The sequence below is a fragment of the Streptomyces xinghaiensis S187 genome (assembly GCF_000220705.2).
In the GTDB taxonomy this organism is placed as follows: Bacteria; Actinomycetota; Actinomycetes; order Streptomycetales; family Streptomycetaceae; genus Streptomyces; species Streptomyces xinghaiensis.
Window position 1 is genome coordinate 1,932,642 of the sequence record NZ_CP023202.1, and the last position, 18,043, is coordinate 1,950,684.

19 protein-coding genes and 1 riboswitch are annotated in these 18,043 nt (G+C 72.4%); of the genes, 1 reads left to right on the forward strand and 18 read right to left on the reverse strand.

Annotated features, from left to right (window positions below):
* Nucleotides 1–56 precede the first annotated feature (56 nt).
* From SXIN_RS08090 to rpsB, 7 genes are all read right to left on the reverse strand, one after another.
* A complete protein-coding gene (locus SXIN_RS08090; RefSeq protein ID WP_019709815.1) occupies nt 57–1,151 on the reverse strand; it encodes a thiamine ABC transporter substrate-binding protein in 1,095 nt (364 codons plus the stop codon).
* Between the two features lie 40 nt (nt 1,152–1,191).
* Nucleotides 1,192–1,296, reverse strand: a riboswitch (TPP riboswitch).
* 19 nt (nt 1,297–1,315) lie between these two features.
* Nucleotides 1,316–2,422, reverse strand: coding sequence for a dual-specificity RNA methyltransferase RlmN (gene rlmN, locus SXIN_RS08095; protein WP_039822077.1), 1,107 nt, complete (start codon nt 2,420–2,422; stop codon nt 1,316–1,318).
* A gap of 146 nt (nt 2,423–2,568) precedes the next feature.
* Nucleotides 2,569–3,648 carry a phosphatidate cytidylyltransferase gene (locus SXIN_RS08100; RefSeq protein ID WP_095756797.1) on the reverse strand — a complete coding sequence of 360 codons (1,080 nt, stop codon included), beginning with the start codon at nt 3,646–3,648 and terminating at the stop codon, nt 2,569–2,571.
* Nucleotides 3,648–4,205 carry a ribosome recycling factor gene (gene frr / locus SXIN_RS08105; protein WP_019709818.1) on the reverse strand — a complete coding sequence of 186 codons (558 nt, stop codon included), beginning with the start codon at nt 4,203–4,205 and terminating at the stop codon, nt 3,648–3,650. The genes SXIN_RS08100 and frr overlap by 1 nt, the downstream gene beginning before the upstream one ends.
* A 115-nt stretch (nt 4,206–4,320) precedes the next feature.
* Entirely contained in the window at nt 4,321–5,088 is a 768-nt protein-coding gene (gene pyrH / locus SXIN_RS08110; protein ID WP_019709819.1) for a UMP kinase, read from the reverse strand.
* A 166-nt stretch (nt 5,089–5,254) separates the two neighbouring features.
* Nucleotides 5,255–6,091 carry a translation elongation factor Ts gene (gene tsf, locus SXIN_RS08115; RefSeq protein WP_019709820.1) on the reverse strand — a complete coding sequence of 279 codons (837 nt, stop codon included), beginning with the start codon at nt 6,089–6,091 and terminating at the stop codon, nt 5,255–5,257.
* 95 nt (nt 6,092–6,186) lie between these two features.
* Complete coding sequence (gene rpsB / locus SXIN_RS08120) at nt 6,187–7,113, reverse strand: 30S ribosomal protein S2 (protein ID WP_095756798.1); 927 nt, start codon at nt 7,111–7,113, stop codon at nt 6,187–6,189.
* Between the two features lie 432 nt (nt 7,114–7,545).
* On the opposite strand from rpsB, the gene SXIN_RS08125 reads away from it, so the two are divergent.
* Nucleotides 7,546–8,328: a M23 family metallopeptidase gene (locus SXIN_RS08125; protein ID WP_238153710.1), complete on the forward strand. Its 783-nt coding sequence runs from the start codon at nt 7,546–7,548 to the stop codon at nt 8,326–8,328.
* Between the two features lie 125 nt (nt 8,329–8,453).
* Here the strand turns inward: SXIN_RS08125 and SXIN_RS08130 are convergent, their stop codons facing one another.
* The 11 genes from SXIN_RS08130 to lepB (SXIN_RS08180) all read right to left on the reverse strand — a co-directional run bounded on the left by SXIN_RS08130 (nt 8,454) and on the right by lepB (SXIN_RS08180) (nt 18,009).
* Nucleotides 8,454–8,996, reverse strand: coding sequence for a TetR/AcrR family transcriptional regulator (locus SXIN_RS08130; RefSeq protein ID WP_095757970.1), 543 nt, complete (start codon nt 8,994–8,996; stop codon nt 8,454–8,456).
* 112 nt (nt 8,997–9,108) lie between these two features.
* The gene (gene whiG, locus SXIN_RS08135; RefSeq protein ID WP_039822083.1) at nt 9,109–9,945 is read right to left on the reverse strand and encodes an RNA polymerase sigma factor WhiG; all 837 of its coding nucleotides are present in this window, start codon (nt 9,943–9,945) and stop codon (nt 9,109–9,111) included.
* Between the two features lie 251 nt (nt 9,946–10,196).
* Nucleotides 10,197–11,366 carry a DNA-processing protein DprA gene (gene dprA / locus SXIN_RS08140; RefSeq protein ID WP_095756800.1) on the reverse strand — a complete coding sequence of 390 codons (1,170 nt, stop codon included), beginning with the start codon at nt 11,364–11,366 and terminating at the stop codon, nt 10,197–10,199.
* Nucleotides 11,363–12,985 carry a YifB family Mg chelatase-like AAA ATPase gene (locus tag SXIN_RS08145; RefSeq protein ID WP_095756801.1) on the reverse strand — a complete coding sequence of 541 codons (1,623 nt, stop codon included), beginning with the start codon at nt 12,983–12,985 and terminating at the stop codon, nt 11,363–11,365. The genes dprA and SXIN_RS08145 overlap by 4 nt, the downstream gene beginning before the upstream one ends.
* The gene (locus SXIN_RS08150) at nt 12,985–13,353 is read right to left on the reverse strand and encodes a YraN family protein (RefSeq protein ID WP_019709826.1); all 369 of its coding nucleotides are present in this window, start codon (nt 13,351–13,353) and stop codon (nt 12,985–12,987) included. The genes SXIN_RS08145 and SXIN_RS08150 overlap by 1 nt, the downstream gene beginning before the upstream one ends.
* A gap of 257 nt (nt 13,354–13,610) precedes the next feature.
* Nucleotides 13,611–13,934, reverse strand: a complete 324-nt coding sequence (locus SXIN_RS08155; RefSeq protein ID WP_019709827.1) for a DUF2469 domain-containing protein — start codon at nt 13,932–13,934, stop codon at nt 13,611–13,613.
* 39 nt (nt 13,935–13,973) lie between these two features.
* Entirely contained in the window at nt 13,974–14,462 is a 489-nt protein-coding gene (locus tag SXIN_RS08160; protein ID WP_019709828.1) for an NUDIX hydrolase, read from the reverse strand.
* Nucleotides 14,455–15,192, reverse strand: coding sequence for a signal peptidase I (lepB, locus tag SXIN_RS08165; RefSeq protein ID WP_095756802.1), 738 nt, complete (start codon nt 15,190–15,192; stop codon nt 14,455–14,457). Before lepB (SXIN_RS08165) ends, SXIN_RS08160 begins: the two co-directional genes overlap by 8 nt.
* Before the next feature lie 58 nt (nt 15,193–15,250).
* Complete coding sequence (lepB, locus tag SXIN_RS08170; protein WP_019709830.1) at nt 15,251–16,204, reverse strand: signal peptidase I; 954 nt, start codon at nt 16,202–16,204, stop codon at nt 15,251–15,253.
* On the reverse strand, nt 16,119–17,219 hold the full coding sequence (gene lepB, locus SXIN_RS08175) for a signal peptidase I (protein ID WP_039822088.1): 1,101 nt from the start codon (nt 17,217–17,219) through the stop codon (nt 16,119–16,121). Before lepB (SXIN_RS08175) ends, lepB (SXIN_RS08170) begins: the two co-directional genes overlap by 86 nt.
* A complete protein-coding gene (gene lepB / locus SXIN_RS08180; protein WP_039822090.1) occupies nt 17,212–18,009 on the reverse strand; it encodes a signal peptidase I in 798 nt (265 codons plus the stop codon). Before lepB (SXIN_RS08180) ends, lepB (SXIN_RS08175) begins: the two co-directional genes overlap by 8 nt.
* Nucleotides 18,010–18,043: the final 34 nt, after the last annotated feature.

Sequence of the window (18,043 nt, forward strand, 5' to 3'; positions counted from 1 at the left end):
CGGAGACGGTGCGGACGGCGACGGGGGCGGAGCCGCGGGCGGCTCCGCCCCGGCGGTCACCTCGGAACGAGCTGGGACCATGCCTTGACCCACTGCTCACGGTTCTCGGCGATCTTCTCCGGGGACAGGGAGGCGGGCTTCTCGATCGTCTCCCCGTACCGGGTGAAGACCTCCGGCAGCTTGACGTCCGTGCGGGCCGGATGGACGAACATCTGCAACGGCACGTCCTCCTGGAAGGTCTCGCTCAGCAGGAAGTCCAGGAGTTCCTTGCCGCCCTCGGGGTTCTCCGCGCCGTCCAGCAGCCCGGCGAACTCGGTCTGCCGGAAGCAGGTGCCCTTCGCCACCCCCGTCGGCCCCTCCTGGGGCAGCGGGTCCTGCCCCAGCACCTCGGCGGGCGGGCTGGAGGCGTAGGAGACGACGAGGGGCTTGTCGCCCTTGCCCTTGCCGCCGCCGGAGCCGGAGAAGCGGTCGTTGTAGGCCTGCTCCCAGCCGTCGACCACCTCGACGCCGTTGGCCTTGAGCTTCTTCCAGTAGTCCTGCCAGCCGTCGTCGCCGTACTCGGCCGCGGTGGCGAGGAGGAAGCCCAGCCCCGGCGAGGAGGTGGCGGCGTTCTCGGTGACCAGCAGGTCCTTGTAGGCCGGCTTCACCAGGTCGTCGAAGGTCTCCGGCGGCGCGAGCCGCTTCTTCTCGAACCAGCCGCGGTCGTAGTTGACGCAGATGTCGCCGTAGTCGACGGGCGTGACCCGGTGCTTCCCCCGGTCGAGCCGGAGTTCCTCCGGTACCTTCTCCAGCCCCCTGGCCTCGTACGGCGAGAAGATCCCGTGGTCGAGGGCGCGCGAGAGCAGGGTGTTGTCGACGCCGAAGAGGACGTCACCCTGCGGATTGCCCTTGGACAGCACGGCCTGGTTGACGGTCGTGCCGGCGTCGCCGCCGCGCAGGATCTCGACCTTGCGGCCGGTCTGCTCGGTGAACTCCTTCAGCACGTCGTCGGAGACGGCGAACGAGTCATGGGTGACCAGGGTGACGGCCGCGGTCTCGCCGCCGTCCTTCCCGGCCGGATCACCGGAGTCGCCGCACGCGGCGAGCGAGGTGACGCCCAGCGCGGTGACGAGCAGCGCGGCGGCGGACCGTCCGCGAAGGTGCGTGGTCATGAGTGGTGCCTCCCCTGAAGCGGGCAGGGCACGACAGCTTGTCGAGTGGTGACCGAACTCCCTACGCCGGTATGACCCGGTTCAGGTTCGAGGGTCTGCGGCTGCCGCCGCACTCTCAGCGCTGTGCGCTCCCCTGTCGGAATAGACGTTCGAAAACGACGATATCAGCGCTCCGCGGCGGCCAGCTGACCGCATGCGCCGTCGATCTCCTGGCCCCGGGTGTCCCGGACGGTCACCGGCACCCGGTGCGCCTCCAGCGCGGCCACGAACGCCTTCTCGTCCTCGGGCCGCGAGGCGGTCCACTTCGAGCCGGGCGTCGGGTTGAGCGGGATGAGATTGACGTGCACGCGGCGGCCCTTGAGCAGCCGGCCGAGCAGATCACCGCGCCAGGCCTGGTCGTTGATGTCGCGGATCAGCGCGTACTCGACGGAGACCCGGCGGCCGGACTTCTCGGCGTACTCCCAGGCGGCGTCGAGCACTTCGCGCACCTTCCACCGGGTGTTGACCGGCACGAGGGTGTCGCGGAGCTCGTCGTCCGGGGCGTGCAGCGAGACCGCGAGCCGGCAGCTGAACCCCTCGTCCGCGAAGCGCAGCATCGCCGGGACGAGACCGACGGTGGAGACGGTGATGCCGCGCTGCGAGAGCCCGAGACCGTCCGGCTCGGGGTCGGTGAGCCGCCGGATGGCGCCGACGACGCGGTTGTAGTTGGCGAGCGGCTCGCCCATCCCCATGAAGACGATGTTCGACAGCCGGGCCGGCCCGCCGGGGATCTCGCCGTCCCGCAGCGCCCGCATGCCGTCCACGATCTGGTGCACGATCTCGGCGGTCGACAGATTGCGGTCGAGACCGGCCTGGCCGGTGGCGCAGAAGGGGCAGTTCATCCCGCAGCCGGCCTGCGAGGAGACGCACATGGTGACCCGGTCCGGGTAGCGCATCAGGACCGACTCGACGAGCGTGCCGTCGAAGAGCCGCCACAGCGTCTTGCGGGTGGTGTCGTCGTCGCAGCTGATGTGCCGCACGACGGTCATGAGTTCGGGCAGCAGTTCGGCCGCGAGCTTCTCACGGGCCGCCGCCGGGATGTCCGTCCAGGCCGCCGGGTCGCCGGCGTACCGGGCGAAGTAGTGACGCGAGACCTGGCCGGCCCGGAACGGCTTCTCGCCGATGGCCGCCACGGCGTCACGGCGCTCGGCGGGGGTGAGGTCGGCAAGATGCCGCGGCGGCTTCTTGGCCCCGCGCGGCACGGCAAAGGTGAGTTCTCCGGGCTTAGGCATGATTCCCCCAGTGTCGCAGACGCCGGACGGTCCTCCGGCGCCCCGCGGACGAGGCTCCCGTCACCCGGCCGCGGGGCGCCGCCGGAGACGCGCCGAGGCCCCTGCCGAACCGTGCGGCGGCAGGGGCCTCGCGTGCGCCGGAGGGCTCAGCCCGAGCCCGTGAAGACCACCAGCAGCAGCCACGCGACCGGAGCGGTGGGCAGCAGCGAGTCCAGACGGTCCATGATCCCGCCGTGGCCGGGGAGCAGCGTGCCCATGTCCTTGATCCCGAGGTCCCGCTTGATCATGGACTCGCCGAGGTCGCCCAGGGTGGCGCTGCCCGCGACCGCCAGGCCGAGCAGCAGGCCCTCCCACCAACTGCCCCCGTCGATCAGGAACTCCAGGCACAGCGCGCCGGCCACCATGGCGAAGCCGACCGCCCCGAGCAGGCCTTCGCGCGTCTTGCCGGGGCTGATGCGCGGCGCGAGCTTGTGCGTGCCGAAGCGCCAGCCGACGGCGTAGGCACCGGTGTCGCTGACCACGGTGAGCAGCAGGAAGACCAGCACCCACCAGGCACCGTCGTCGGCGGCCAGCATCAGCGCCACGAAGGTGGCGAGGAACGGCACGTAGAAGGCGGCGAAGAGAGCGGCCGTGACGTCGCGGAGGTAGTTCTCCGGGGCGTCCGTCATCCGCCAGGCCAGGACGGCGAGCGCGGTGAGCGCCATGGCGACCCAGGCGCCCTCCGGACCCCGCAGGTACCCCGCGACGACCATGGCGACGCCGCCGAGGGCCAGCGGCACCAGTGGCGCGCGGATGCCCTTCTGCTCGCGCAGCCGGGAGGTCAGCTCCCAGAGGCCGACGACGACCGCGGCCGCGATCACCCCGACGAAGACGTCCTTGACGAAGAACAGCGAGGCGAGGATCACCGCGCCGAGGCCGACTCCCACGCCGATCGCGGCCCGCAGGTCGCGGCCCGCGCGCTTGCGGGGCGGCGTCGCGGGAGACGGATGGGCTCCGGCCGGGCGGTGCGCGTGGACCGGGGGGCCGCTCGGACGAGCGGCCCCCCGGTCGTGTCCGTCGCGGTCGTCCTGGTCGCCGCCTGCGGGGGGCACGATGGGCATGGGCCGAGTCTGCGCCGCATCGCCCGCCCCGTGCGGGGGACCCGCCGCGGGAGGCCGCACGGGCCCCTGACCGGGCGGTCCCCCGTAGCCGGCGTGCGGCGGGGCGCCCCGGGAAGAGTCGTTCATCAGACCTCGAGCAGCTCGGCTTCCTTGTGCTTGAGCAGCTCGTCCACCTGCGCCACGTACTTCGCGGTGGTGTCGTCGAGCTCCTTCTCGGCGCGGCGGCCCTCGTCCTCGCCGACCTCACCGTCCTTGATGAACTTGTCGATGGTCTCCTTGGCCTTGCGCCGGACGCTGCGGATCGAGATCTTCGCGTCCTCGGCCTTGTGCTTGGCGACCTTGATGTACTCCTTGCGGCGCTCCTGCGTCAACTCGGGGAACACCACGCGGATGATGCTGCCGTCGTTGCTCGGGTTGACCCCGAGGTCGGAGTCGCGGATCGCCTGCTCGATGTTGCGCAGCGCGCTCTTGTCGAACGGGGTCACCACGGCCATCCGCGGCTCCGGGACCGAGAACGACGCCAGCTGGTTGATCGGCGTCATCGCCCCGTAGTAGTCCGCCACGATCTTGTTGAACATCGCCGGGTGCGCACGGCCGGTGCGGATCGCGGCGAAGTCCTCCTTGGCGACCACGACGGCCTTCTCCATCTTCTCCTCGGCTTCGAGGAGGGTCTCTTCGATCACCACTTGCTCCTGGTGTTATCAGTAAGCAGAGCCTCGCCCCTGCGCGCGTCTACTCCTGCACGGTGTCCGACCGGCAGGCTGTTGTCCATCCCCGTATCGGGCCGGACCTCCCGGGTCAGGCCCTGGTCGCTTGGTCGCTCACCAGCGTGCCGATCTTCTCACCCTTCACCGCACGCGCGATATTGCCTTCGGCGAGAAGTTCGAAGACGAGAATCGGCAGCTTGTTGTCCATGCACAGGGTGATGGCGGTGGCGTCGGCGACCTTGAGACCGCGGGTGATGACCTCGCTGTACTCGAGGGCGTCGAACTTCACCGCGTCGGGGTTCTTCCGCGGGTCCGAGTCGTACACCCCGTCGACGCCGTTCTTGCCCATCAGCAGGGCCTGCGCGTCGATTTCCAGCGCGCGCTGGGCGGCGGTGGTGTCGGTGGAGAAGTACGGCATCCCCATGCCGGCGCCGAAGATGACGACGCGTCCCTTCTCCAGGTGCCGCACCGCCCGGAGCGGGATGTACGGCTCCGCGACCTGGCCCATCGTGATGGCGGTCTGGACGCGGGAGTCTATTCCCTCCTTCTCCAGGAAGTCCTGGAGCGCGAGGCAGTTCATGACCGTGCCCAGCATGCCCATGTAGTCGGAACGGGCCCGGTCCATGCCGCGCTGCTGGAGCTCGGCGCCCCGGAAGAAGTTGCCGCCGCCGATGACGATGGCGATCTCGGCGCCGTCACGGACGACGGCGGCGATCTCCCGGGCCATCTTGTGCACGACGTCCGGGTCGACGCCGAGGCCGCCCCCGCCGGCGAAGGCCTCGCCGGACAGCTTCAGCAGAAACCGGCCCCGCTGGGGACCGTGATCGGGTTTACCGGCCTTGTCGGCGTCCTGATTCATGGAGATCTCCTCGTGCACAGACGAAGAAGGCCACTGCCGTACGGGGTCTGCTCGATCCCTCTGCGGCAATGGCCTCCTCGTCACCTCTGCGGCCGTCCGGCACGCCGTCGGCCGGCTGCCCCCGACCTTAGCGGCGGCGGGCGCTTTCCGCTGTCGCTGACCGGACTCAGGCGCCGACGCGGATGCGGGCGAAGCGCTTCAGCGTGACACCGGCCTCGTCCAGAACCTTCTGGACGGTCTTCTTGTTGTCCTTGGCGAACGCCTGGTCGAGGAGGCAGTTCTCCTTGAAGAAGCCGTTCACCCGGCCCTCGACGATCTTCGGCAGGGCGCCCTCGGGCTTGCCCTCCTCGCGAGCCGTGGCCTCGGCGACGCGACGCTCGTTCTCGACTGTCTCGGCCGGGATCTGGTCGCGGGAGAGGTACTTCGGACCGAACGCGGCGATGTGCTGCGCGATGTCCTTGGCCACCTCGGCGTTCTCCTGCTCCAGTTCGACGAGCACGCCGACCTGCGGCGGGAGGTCCGGGCTGGTGCGGTGCATGTACGTGGCGACGTAGCCGCCCTCGAACTGCGCGAACCGGTCCAGGACGATCTTCTCGCCGAGGGTGGCGTTGGCCTCGTCCACATACGCCTGGACGGTCTTGCCCGACTCGATCTCGGAGGCCAGCAGGGCCTCCAGGTCGGCCGGGGAGGTCTTGGCAACATGGGCGGCCAGCGCGTCGGCGGCGGCGAGGAACTTGTCACCCTTGGCGACGAAGTCGGTCTCGCACTTCAGCTCCAGCAGGACGCCGGACTTGTTGTCGTCCGCGATGAGGGAGACGACGGCACCGTTCTCGGCCGTGCGGCTCTCGCGCTTGGCCACGCCCTTCTGGCCCTTGACGCGCAGGATCTCGACGGCCTTGTCGACGTTGCCCTCGGCCTCGTCCAGCGCCTTCTTGCAGTCCATCATGCCGGCGCCGGTGAGCTCACGGAGCTTCTTGACGTCAGCGGCGGTGAAGTTCGCCATGGTCTGTCAATCTCTTCTCGAAAGTCGATCGATCGGATCTACGGGTGGACGGCGGGGGCGCCGGGCCCCCGCCGTCGTCAGCCGTGACGCTGGGGTCAGGCCTTCTCGGCTTCCGCGGCCGGGGCCTCGGCGGGCGCCTCGGCAGCCGGCGCCTCGGCCACGGGGGCCTCGGCCGGCTTCTCGGCGGCGGGGGCCTCGGCCGGCTTCTCGGCCTCGGCGGCGGCCGGCTGCTCGGCAGCCTTCTTGTCGCCGCCCTCGAGGAGGTCGCGCTCCCACTCGGCCAGCGGCTCGCCGGCCTTCTCGCCCGGCTTCTGGTCGCCGGTGGCCGCGCCGGAGCGGGCGATGAGGCCCTCGGCGGCGGCGTCGGCGATCACGCGGGTGAGCAGGGTGACGGAGCGGATCGCGTCGTCGTTGCCCGGGATCTTGTAGTCGACCTCGTCCGGGTCGCAGTTGGTGTCGAGGATCGCGACCACCGGGATGTTGAGCTTGCGCGCCTCGCCGACGGCGATGTGCTCCTTCTTGGTGTCCACGATCCAGACGGCGCTGGGCACCTTCTGCATCTCGCGGATACCGCCGAGGGTCTTCTCCAGCTTCGCCTTCTCGCGGGAGAGGACGAGCAGTTCCTTCTTGGTGAGGCCGGAGGCGGCCACGTCCTCGAAGTCGATCTGCTCGAGCTCCTTGAGACGCTGCAGACGCTTGTAGACGGTCGAGAAGTTGGTCAGCATGCCGCCCAGCCAGCGCTGGTTGACATACGGCATGCCGACGCGGGTCGCCTGCTCCGCGATGGCTTCCTGCGCCTGCTTCTTGGTACCGACGAACATGATGGAGCCGCCGTGCGCGACGGTCTCCTTGACGAACTCGTAGGCGCGGTCGATGTACGACAGCGACTGGAGCAGGTCGATGATGTAGATGCCGTTGCGCTCGGTGAAGATGAAACGCTTCATCTTCGGGTTCCAGCGACGGGTCTGGTGCCCGAAGTGGACGCCGCTCTCCAGCAGCTCCCGCATCGTGACGACGGCCATGGCCGTACTCCTTGACATTCTCGGTTCCACCGCGGCCGGGCGGCCGCCGTGCCTGACGCCCCGGCGCGTCGTGCCGCGGAAAAGCTGCTTCCGAGGACCGAGGGACGCGGCCACCGCGCTGCCTGAGAGGTCTGACGCGACGGTGGCGGGGCGTGCGAAGTCGATCCGGTCACCCGGATCGCCACCAGAAGTGTACGGGACGGCCGCACCCCCGGACGACACGGACGGGACCGGTCCGGAGGCGGAACGCGGGCCCCGGGTCCCGGCACCGGGTTGTCCACAACCGGCCGGTAATCCACAGGTTGGGTCCAAGATCCACGCGGTGGCCGGCGGATGCGGGACCGTCGCCCCATGCGGAGGAACGAAGCGGCGGGGCACGGGCCACACCGGGCACGGACCGGGCGGCGGGGCCGAGGAGGAGAACGCTTCCGGGTGCTCGCCCGGAGCACGGAAGGGCGCGCAGACACGGCCCCCGGCCGCCGGGCGCGCTGCTGGCCGGCGGCGGCCTGCGCGCTGCTCGCGGTCTGGCTGCTCGTGTCCCGGCCGCCCGGCCCCGGGCCCGGCACGGGCGCCGCCTCCGCGTCGCCGTCCCTCGCCACCGCGGAGGCGGCCGGGGAAACGGGCGGGGAAGCGGCCGGGCCCGCCACGGGCCGCCCGGACACCCGGCCCCGCCCGGACGACGGGACGGGGCGGCGAGCCGGACCGCGGACGGCCCGGGACCTCACCCGCGGCCCCCGTGCCTGGCCGGTCGGCGGAACGGACGGCGCCGCCCGTGCGGCCGGCCGGCGGCCGGAGGTCCTGCGGGCCTGGCAGCCGCCACCCTCGCGGTACGCGGCCGGTCACCGCGGGGTGGACCTGGCCTCCCGCCCGGGCCGGACGGTCCGCGCCGCGGCGCCGGGCCGGGTCTCGTTCGCGGGTGTCGTCGCGGGCCGCGGCGTGGTGTCGGTGGAACTGGACGGCACGGGCGAGCCCCCGCTGCGTATCACCTACCAGCCGGTGACGGCGGAGGTGGAGAGGGGGGACCGGGTGACGGCCGGACAGCCGGTCGGGGTGCTGGACCGGGGGTCGTTCCACTGCCGGACCGCCTGCCTCCACTGGGGCCTGCTGCGCGGAGAGGAGTATCTGGATCCGCTGTCGCTGCTGCCGGGCTGGATACTGCGCGGCGCCCCGTCCCGCCTGCTGCCGGTCTTCGGCGTACCCGAACCCGATGTCTGAACACCGGGCGGGCGGTGGCCGGTCGACGGCCGGGGCCGGGGCGGGCGTCGCGGCGCCGCGGTGCGCCGCGGTGCGGTGCGGTGCGGTGCGCGGTGCGGTGGAGTTCGGTGCGGTGGGACGCCGGGTCAGCCGCCCCGTACGCCCCGCAGCGCCATGGCCACCGCTGCCTCCGTGATCTCCTCCGGGCTCTCCGCCGCCCCGAGTTCGGTCCGGCGGACGGCCGCGTCCACGACTCCCTGCAGAAGCATGGCCGCGAGCCGTGGCTGCCGGTGTCCGAGGTGGCCGAGGGTCTCCACGACGAGCGCGATCAGGCCTCCGTGCGCGGCCCGGATCTTCTCCCGCGCCCCGGCGTCCAGCTCCCCGGCGGAGATGGCCACCACCGCCCGGTGGCGCCGGTCCCCGGCCAGAGCCAGTTGCCGCCGCACATAGGCCTCGATCTTCTCCTCGGGCGTGCCGGCCACGGCCATGGCCGCCTCGACCTCCGCGGCCCACACCGGGAAGTCGACAGCGCACAGCTCCTCGACGACGGCCGCCCTGGAGCGGAAGTACTCATAGACGGAGGAGCGCGCCAGTCCGGTGCGCTCGGCGAGGGCGGGGAAGGTCAGTGCCTCCGTTCCGCCCTCGGACAACAGGGATCGGGCGGCGTCGAGCAGGGCGCCGCGCTGCATGGTCCGGTGCTCGGCCACGGAGGCCGCTCGAATCCTTGGCACCCGTCCACTCTACGGACGAGCACCCGCCGACGGCGAGCGCCCGGGCAACAGAGCCCTCCGCGGGCGGGGGTCAGCGCCCGACATCGGCCAGTTTGGCCCGCAGCTGGAGAACGGACTTGGTGTGGATCTGGCTCACCCGGCTCTCCGTGACGCCGAGGACCTGGCCGATCTCGGCGAGGGTCAGCCCTTCGTAGTAGTAGAGAGTGACCACGGTCTTCTCCCGCTCCGGGAGGGTGTTGATGGCCCGGGCCAGCAGCCTCCGCAGCTCGCGGTCCTCGGCGACCTCCTCGGGGTCGTCCGCCGCGGTGTCCTCCAGCTTGTCCATCAGACTGAGCCGGTCGCCGCCCTCGCCGCCGGAGTGCAGCAACTCCTCCAGGGCCACCACATTGGCCAGGGAGAGCTGGCTGAAGACCTGATGCAGCTCCTCTGTGGAGATCCCCATCTCCTCGGCGACCTCGGCCTCGGTGGGGGTCCGCCGCAGGGCGGCCTCCAGCGTGGCGTAGGCCCGCTCGACGGCTCGGGCCTTCTGCCGCACCGAGCGGGGGATCCAGTCCAGCGCACGCAGTTCGTCGATCATCGCTCCGCGGATGCGGGTGATCGCGTAGGTCTCGAACTTGATGGACCGCCCGGGGTCGAACTTCTCGATGGCGTCGATGAGCCCGAAGACGCCGGAGGACACGAAGTCGGCCTGGTCGACGTTGGGCGGCAGGCCCACGCTCACCCGCCCGGCCACGTACTTCACCAGGGGCGAGTAGTGCAGGATCAGCTGTTCCCGCAGCCGGCTGTCAGCCGTGTCCTTGTACGACCGCCAGAGCTCGTCGAGCGACGAGGGGGCGGCGGGGCGCACGCTGCCGCGGGCGGCGGGTGGCACTGCCGCGCGGTCAGACCCGGAGGTGTGCTGGGGCATTCGTCGCCTTGAGCCGTTCTGCCGTCAGGGTGAAATCGTCGGTCGGAGCCAGGACTCCCGTAAGCGTAGCGTGACCACCCGGTAGCAGTGTGCGAAGGACTGCGGGTATCTCATGCGCAGATACGTTCCGCTGACCGCACCGCGGAGTTACGCCCGTCGAGTGGCGCGTGGGACGCGTGCGATGGGCGTGGTGCTCCGGTGTGAAGACGGGCCCGGCGGCGGACCGCTACCCGTCACCCGGTCGCAGCAGGTCAGAGGGGGTCTTCCGGACGGAGCGCAGGACCGCCGGCCGGGCGGGCCAGGCGCCATCGGTCGCCGTGCCGTTCGACGAATCCCAGCGAGAGCAATTCGTACAGCCGTGCTCTCGCCTCGTCGCCGTCCGTGCCCGCTTCCCGCGCGATCTCCCGCGTGTCCGCCTCGCGCCGGGCCGGCAGGGCGTCGAGCACCCGGGCCGTGAGCGGTGCCAGCAGATCCCGGGCGACCACCGGGCCGTTCCGGCCGGGGGCCAGCTCCCCGATGCCGCCGACGAGCTCGATCACCTCATCCGCGTCGGTGACCAGAGTGGCCTCCCCGCGCAGGAGTTCGTGGACTCCCGCGGACAGACCGGAGGTCACGGGGCCGGGCACGCCGGCGGACAGCCGGCCCAGCCGCTGGGCCCGGCGGGCGGTGACGAGCGATCCGCTGCGGTACTCCGCCTCCACGACCACCGTGCCGCGGGTGAGCGCGGCGATGACCCGGTTGCGCTGGAGGAAGCGGCTTCGAGTCGGGTGCCCGCCCGGCGGGAGTTCGGCCACCAGCAGGCCCTGATCGGCGATGCGCCGCAGCAGCTCGGTGTGGCCGCGCGGGTAGGCACGGTCCACTCCGCAGGCGAGGACCGCGACGGTGGCGCCGCCCGCGGCCAGCGCCCCGCGGTGCGCCGCGCCGTCGATCCCGTAGGCCGCGCCGGAGACCACCACCCAGCCCCGCTCCGCGAGACCGGCGCCGAGGGCGGTGGCCGCGTGCGCGCCGTAGTCCGTGCACGCCCGGGCCCCGACGACGGCCACCGACCGCAGCGCCCAGAGCCGCAGGGACGGTCTTCCGCGCACCCAGAGACCGAGGGGGCGGGCATCGCCCAGATCGTCCAGCTGTCCGGGCCACTCCTGGTCTCCCGGGCAGACGAACCGGATACCGGCGGCCTCCGCGGCGCGGAGCGCCGCCTCCGGATCGGCCCCGGCCGCCCGGGCCCGGTAGCCGGCCATCCGCTCCTCGCTGACCTCGGACGGTGCCCGGCCCCTCCCGAGGAAGAGCCGCAGCAGAGCGACTGGTCCCCGCTCCCGGAGCCACCGCCCGGCCAGTTCGTCGCCCGGTTCCACGATCCGGGTGAGGGCCGCCCGCGCCCGGCGCTCCCGCTCCGCGGCGTCCGCGGCCGGACCGCCCGTCATACCGGCTCCCCGACCGGTACCGCTCCCCGGCTGACGCCGGTGCGCAGCTGGAGAGCCAGGGCCACGTCGGCGGCCGCGGGCCGGTCGTGGCCCGCGAGATCGGCGACCGTCCACGCCACCCGGAGCACCCGGTCCAGACCGCGCGCGGTGAGCAGCCCCCGCTCCATGTCCCGTTCCGCCTCCCGCAGCGCGCCGGACTCCGGCCGCCACCGGGTGCGCAGCTCGTGTCCCGGCACCTCGCCGTTGAGCCGCCACGGGCTCTCGGCCAGCCGGGCCGAGGCCCGTTCCCGGGCCTGGAGCACCCGCCCGGCCACCACCGCGGTGGGCTCGCCGCCCGCCGCCCCCTCCAGAAGGGCCCGTCTCCCCACCGGCTCGACGCCGACCCGGAGGTCCACCCGGTCCATCAACGGGCCGGAGAGCCTCGCCTGGTACCGCCGGACGACGGCGGGCGGGCACTCGCAGCCCGCCCCGGACAGCGAGTGCCTGCCACAGGGGCACGGGTTGGCCGCGAGGACGAGCAGGAAGCGGGCCGGCAGCCGTACGACACCCGCGCTGCGGGCCACCACGACGTGCCCGGACTCCAGCGGCTGCCGCAGGGCGTCCAGCACCCGGCCGCTGAACTCGGCGGCCTCGTCCAGGAAGAGGACGCCGCGGTGGGCGAGGGTCACGGCCCCCGGCCTCGGCAGGCCGTTGCCGCCGCCGACCAGCGACGGCATGGTCGCGGAGTGGTGCGGCGCGCAGTAGGGGGGTGTGTCGATCAGCGGCTTGCCGGGCGGGAGGACGCCCGCCACCGAGTGCACGGCCGTCACCTCCAGGGACTCCCGCCGGGTCAGCGGCGGAAGCAGCGCGGGAAGCCGCTCGGCCAGCATCGTCTTGCCTGCTCCCGGAGGACCTTTCAGATAGAGGTGGTGCCCGCCGGCGGCGGCCACCTCCAGCGCCGTCCGGGCGGCCCGCTGGCCGGCGACGTCGGCGAGATCCGGCAGCGGGCCGCCGCCGTCCGCCGGCCGGGAGGCCAGCCCGGCGGCCGCACCCGAGCCCGGGAGGGCGAGCCCGGCGAGCATCGGGTCCGGACGCCCGGCCTCCCGGGGCTCCTCCTCGGGAACGGCCTCACCGGCCAGCACGGCGATCAGCTGCCGCAGGCTGCGCACCCCGAGGACGGCGACCCCGGGCACCAGGGCCGCCTCGGCCGCCGTCTGCTCCGGGACCACCACCTGCTCGTAACCGGCCTCCGCCGCGGCCAGCACGGCAGGAAGCACGCCCCGGACCGGGCGCACCCGCCCGTCGAGACCGAGCTCGCCGATCATCATCAGATCCGCGATCCGCCGCGGATCGATCCGCTCCGCCGCGCCCAGAACGGCGCAGGCCACGGCCAGGTCGAAGCCGCTGCCGCTCTTCGGGACGGAGGCCGGGCTGAGCCCGACCGTGAGCTTCTTCTGCGGCCACTCGGCGCCGGAGTTGACCACGGCGGCCCGGACCCGGTCCCGGCTCTCCACCAGGCTCTTGTCCGGCAGCCCGACGAGGGTGAAGGCGGCGATCCCGGGTTCGAGGTCCGCCTGCACCTCGACCACCACGCCCTCGATCCCGGCCAGCGCCACCGAGCAGGTGCGCGCGAACCCCATCAGGCCACCCCCCGCGCATGCTCGACCACGGGTGCACCGCGCCCCGGCAGCAGGACACCCACCAGGTCGATCCGGACCCCTCCGGGCGGCGGCTGCGGCGCCGGCCAGCGCTCCAGCAGCCATCGCGCCGCGAGCCGTCGCAGCCGCGCCGCCTTGCGGACCGGTACGCCCGCCATGGGGTGCTCGCGGCCACCGGCCCTTCGGGTCTTGACCTCGCAGATCACCAGGGCGTCGCCGTCCCGGGCGACGATGTCGATCTCGCCCTCGCGGCAGCGCCAGTTGCGCTCCAGCACCGTCATGCCGGCATCGGCCAGCCGTCGGGCCGCCAGGTCTTCTCCGTAGCGGCCGAGCGCTCCTCGCGCGTTCATCGGCACCACCTCCGGGACCGACTGTCCCGGAACCGGAAGCATGAAGTGGATCTTGGTCTGGAACGGTGGACTACTCGCCGGTTGTGGAAAACTCGCTCACTCGTACGGGTGAGCCGAGGGCCTCAGCGGGCCGCCACCGCACACACGGACCCCGGACTCCGGCCCCGCCCCCGCAGCACCGGAGCCCGCGGCGCCTGGTCCCCGCGACACCGCGGCACCCGCGCCGAGCCCCGGGGCCCGCCGCCACCGGCCCGCCCTCACCGGTTGAAGCCGGACTCGTCCGGCAGTTCGAGGTCGCTCTTGTTGAGCTCCTCGATGTTCACGTCCTTGAAGGTCAGCACCCGGACCTGCTTCACGAACCGGGCGGGCCGGTACATGTCCCACACCCAGGCGTCCGCCATGGAGATCTCGAAGAAGACCTCCCCCTGCACCGAGTGCACCTGCATCTCGTAGGCGTTCGTCAGATAGAAACGCCGCTCGGTCTCGATCACGTACTTGAACAGGCCGACGACGTCGCGGTACTCCCGGTAGAGCTTCAGCTCCATCTCGGTCTCGTACTTTTCGAGGTCTTCGGCGCTCATGACATGGTCCCCTTCAGCCGGGCGTCCCCCTATTGTGCGTCAGGCCCGTTCCGCCTCCAGGACCACGGGCGCACTCGGAGGACCCTCGGCGAGCAGCGTGCGCAGCAGCTCCGCGAGCTTGGTCGGATACACCGTCTCACGCAGCGTGGACAGTTCCCCGGAGGTCCACCACCGGAGGCCGGTGATACTGCGCCGTTCCAGTTCGGTGCGGCCGGTGTCGTCGGTGCCGGTCTGCCCGGTCCTGCCCAGGTAGTACCACTCGTCCTGGTTCCAGCGGCGTCCGTCGAACGGGAAGGAGCAGGCGCGCCGCCAGAGCACGGGCCCCAGCTCGACCTCCGTGATCCCCGTCTCCTCGGCCAGTTCGCGCCGGGCCGCCTCCTCCCGGCTCTCCCCGGGCTCGACCCCGCCGCCGGGGGTGAACCACCAGGAACGCCGGGGATCGGCGGGTTCGTGTCCGTGCAGCAGCAGGATCCGGTCGGCGGGGTCGAGCAGGACGACGCGCGCGACCTTCCGCCACTCCTCAGCCACCGGTCCCCGCCGCGCGCCGCCGCTCGGCCCGGCGGGCCAGCGGCCCGTGCACGGCCCCCGCGAGGATCAGCACCACGCCCGCGGCGGCGGCCAGGGAGAGCGGCCGCAGCGGGCCGGGCTCGGACACCCCGCCGGAAAGCTCCGCGAAGGGCGCGGGACGGGAAACCATGCCGAAGGAGCCGGCCGGCCAGACCGCGGCGTCCACCCGGGCGCTCACCGCGCCGGCGGGCACCGCGCCCTGGCCGCCGTCGGTCAGATGCTCCCGCGAGTCCAGGGAGGTGTTCCGCCGGTCGCCCAGGAGGAACACGCTCCCGCGGGGCACCTCCGCGGTGAACTCCATCGGAGAGGCGGGCCCGGTGCTCCGCAGATACGGTTCTTCGAGCGGTTCGCCGTTCACGGTCAGCCGGCCGTCCGCGTCGCAGCAGACGACCTTGTCCCCGCCGACCCCCACCACTCGCTTGATCATGGGGAGGTCGCCCCAGGTCGAGTCGGTGAAGACCACCACATCGCCGCGGCGGACCTCTTCGCCGTCGATCCGCTGCGCCAGTACGCGGTCACCCGCGTTGACGGTCGGCTCCATGGAGTCCGTCGGGACGGTGTAGGGCTGGTAGAGCAGTGCCGCCCAGACGAATCCGCCCAGGAACAGCACACAGCCGACGGCCACCGCCAGTCCGGACAGGATCCCGCCCGCTGTGCGACGGCCGCCGGCCGTCCGTCCCGCTGTCGTCATTCCCGCTCCCCGCCTCGGTGCTCCGGGACGGCACCCTACCCGGCGGTACGGGACGCGGTCAGCCGTCCCGCTCCGGCTTTTCCGTCACCGTCACGGGCGCCGCACCGGACGCCGCCATGGGTGACGTACCGGCCGCCCCGCCCGCGTCCCGCGCGAGCAGCCGCCGGCGGCGCCACAGCACCAGCGGCACCGCACCGGCGAACCCGAGGGCAGCGGGGGCCGCCCCGGCGGCCACGGCGTTCAGTCCCTTCTGGTCGAAGGTGTCCGGGACGGGGAGGGTGGACCAGCGGTCGAGCGGCCAGGCCACGACCACCGCGCGTCCCACCACCTCGTCGACCGGGACGGTGCCGTTCCCGGGGAGGTCCTGGTGGTAGCGGGAGTCGAGGGAGTTCTGACGGTGGTCGCCCATCACCCAGATCCGGTCCTCCGGAATCTTGATCGGGCCGAACTCCTTGTCCCCGCAGGGCGTGTCCCCGGGGTGGAGGTACGTCTCGTCGAGCGCCCTGCCGTTGACCTCGACGGGACCGGTCTTCTTGCACTCGACTGTGTCGCCGCCCACCCCGATGACCCGCTTGATCAGGTCCTTGTCCTCCGCGGACGGCATCAGCCCGACGGCGCTGAGGACATTGCGCACCGCGGAGGCGACCGGACCGGACTCGGTCTCGGGCATCTCCCCGAGCCAGCGGCCGGGGTCGTGGAAGACGACGACCTCGCCCCGCTCCGGTTCGGAACCGAACCAGGGGGTCAGCTTGTCCACCAGCACCCGGTCCCCGCGCTGCAGCGTGTTCTGCATCGAGTCGGAGGGGATCGAGAAGGCCTGCAGCAGGAAGGTCTTGATGAGAAGGGCCAGGAGCAGCGCGATCCCGATGAGGATCGGCAACTCCTTCCAGAAGGACCGCTGCTTCTTCCCCTTCACAGCGCCTTCCTCACCGCCGTCCGGGTCTCCGTAACGCTCCCCGTCCTCCGGGCGCTCCTCGGGTTCGTCCTGACCGGTTCGTGCGCCGACGGCCACATCCCCCACATCCACTCCTCACTCCGCACTGCCGCTTGGCCCGCGCACGGCGCAGGCCCACCACTCCCATAACGAGCGGGAGTTCCGCAGGGATCGGGAGATGGATCATCGCTTGCCGTTCCCGGGCCGGCTCGGGCCCGGGACCCCCAGTATGGGCCCCTGGCCTGTCACTCCGCGGGACCAGGGCGGCCGCGGGTGTCGCCGCGCCGCTCCGGTCGGGCACCGAGGCGTAGGTCTCCTGCTCCTCCAGCCCGCTCCAGTGGTCGAACGGCCAGGCGATCCACAGGGCCCGGCCCACCACCAGGTCCTCCGGGACCGTGCCGTTCGCGGTCTCCTGGAGATGGAAGCGGGAGTCCGCCGAGTTCGACCGGTGGTCCCCCATGACGAAGAGCCGGCCCGGCGGGACCGCCACCTCGAACCGCTGCTCGGAGGGTGAGTTGCCGGGGTGGAGGTACGGTTCGTTGATCGCCGTGTCGTTGACGGTGACCCGGCCGTCCGGGTCACAGCACCGCACCGTGTCCCCGCCGACCGCGACGACCCGCTTGATCAGGTCCTGCTCGTCGTCCGAGGGCAGCAGGCCGATGAAGGTCAGCAGCTGCTTTCCCTGCTTGATCCCCACCGGGTCCTCCTCGGTGCTGATCTGCTCGCCCTCCAGCCAGCCGCCCGGGTCCTTGAACACCACGACGTCACCCCGCTGCGGCTTGGAGCCGAACCACGGCGTCAGCTTGTCCACCAGGACCCGGTCGCCGATCTGGATGGTCTGCTCCATCGAGCCCGACGGGATCACGAACGCCTGCACGAGGAAGGTCTTCAGCCCCAGCGCGATCAGGACGGCCACGGTGATGAGGATCGGCACCTCCCGGATCGCCGAACGGCGGCGCCGGCGCTTGATGCGCTGTGCCGCACGGCGCCGTTCGGCCCGCCCGCCGGTCAGCCGCCCGCCGGTGGGACGCGACCCCGTCGGCAGGCGCATGTCACGGTCGGGGCCGCCCCGCGGCTTTCCGCGGTTACCCATGGCGGCCTCCCCGCCCGGCGTCCGACGCGTCGGGCACGCGTGCGAACTCCTCCGGCACGGTGAGGGACGTCCAGTGGTGGGCCGGCCATCCGATCCAGTCGGCTCTGCCGATCACCCGGCCGACGGGCACCGTGCCGCCACCGGGCTCACCGAGATGGTCGCGGGAGTCGCGGGAGTCGCTGCGGTGGTCACCCATGACCCAGAGTCTGCCCAACGGCACGACGATGTCGAAGGGCACCTGGGACGGGCTGTCGCCCGGAAGCAGATAGTCCTCGTCGAGGGCCACGCCGTTCACCTTGATCCTCCCCCGCTCGTCACAGCAGGTGACCCGGTCACCGCCGATCCCCACCACGCGCTTGACGTAGTCGGTCCCGTCCGGCTCCGCGAGTCCCACGGCGGCTGCCGCCTCGCGCAGCAGTCCGGTCAGCACGCCACCGGAGCGCCCGTCGTGGACGAACGAACCGGTGCCGTCGAACACCACTACGTCTCCGCGGCCCGGTTCGTTGCCGAATCCGTAGGCGAGCTTGTTCACGAGCACCCGGTCGCCGGTCCGGAGGGTGGGCTCCATCGAGCCGCTGGGGATGAGAAAGGGCTGCACCACACAGGCGCTGAGCAGCGAGACCCCGGCGACGGAGAGGGCCACCAGCACCCCGGCGCGCCGCCACGGGCCGCGGCCGGGGAAACGCGGCCGGCCCCCGGGGCCGGAACGCACCGAGCGCGACCGCGTCCGCCGCCCCTCAGGGGGTGCGGCAGAGCGGTCGCGCTCGGAAAGCTGTTCGTCGGTGTCCATCGCCCCAAAAGCCTAACCGGCCGGGCGGGATGGA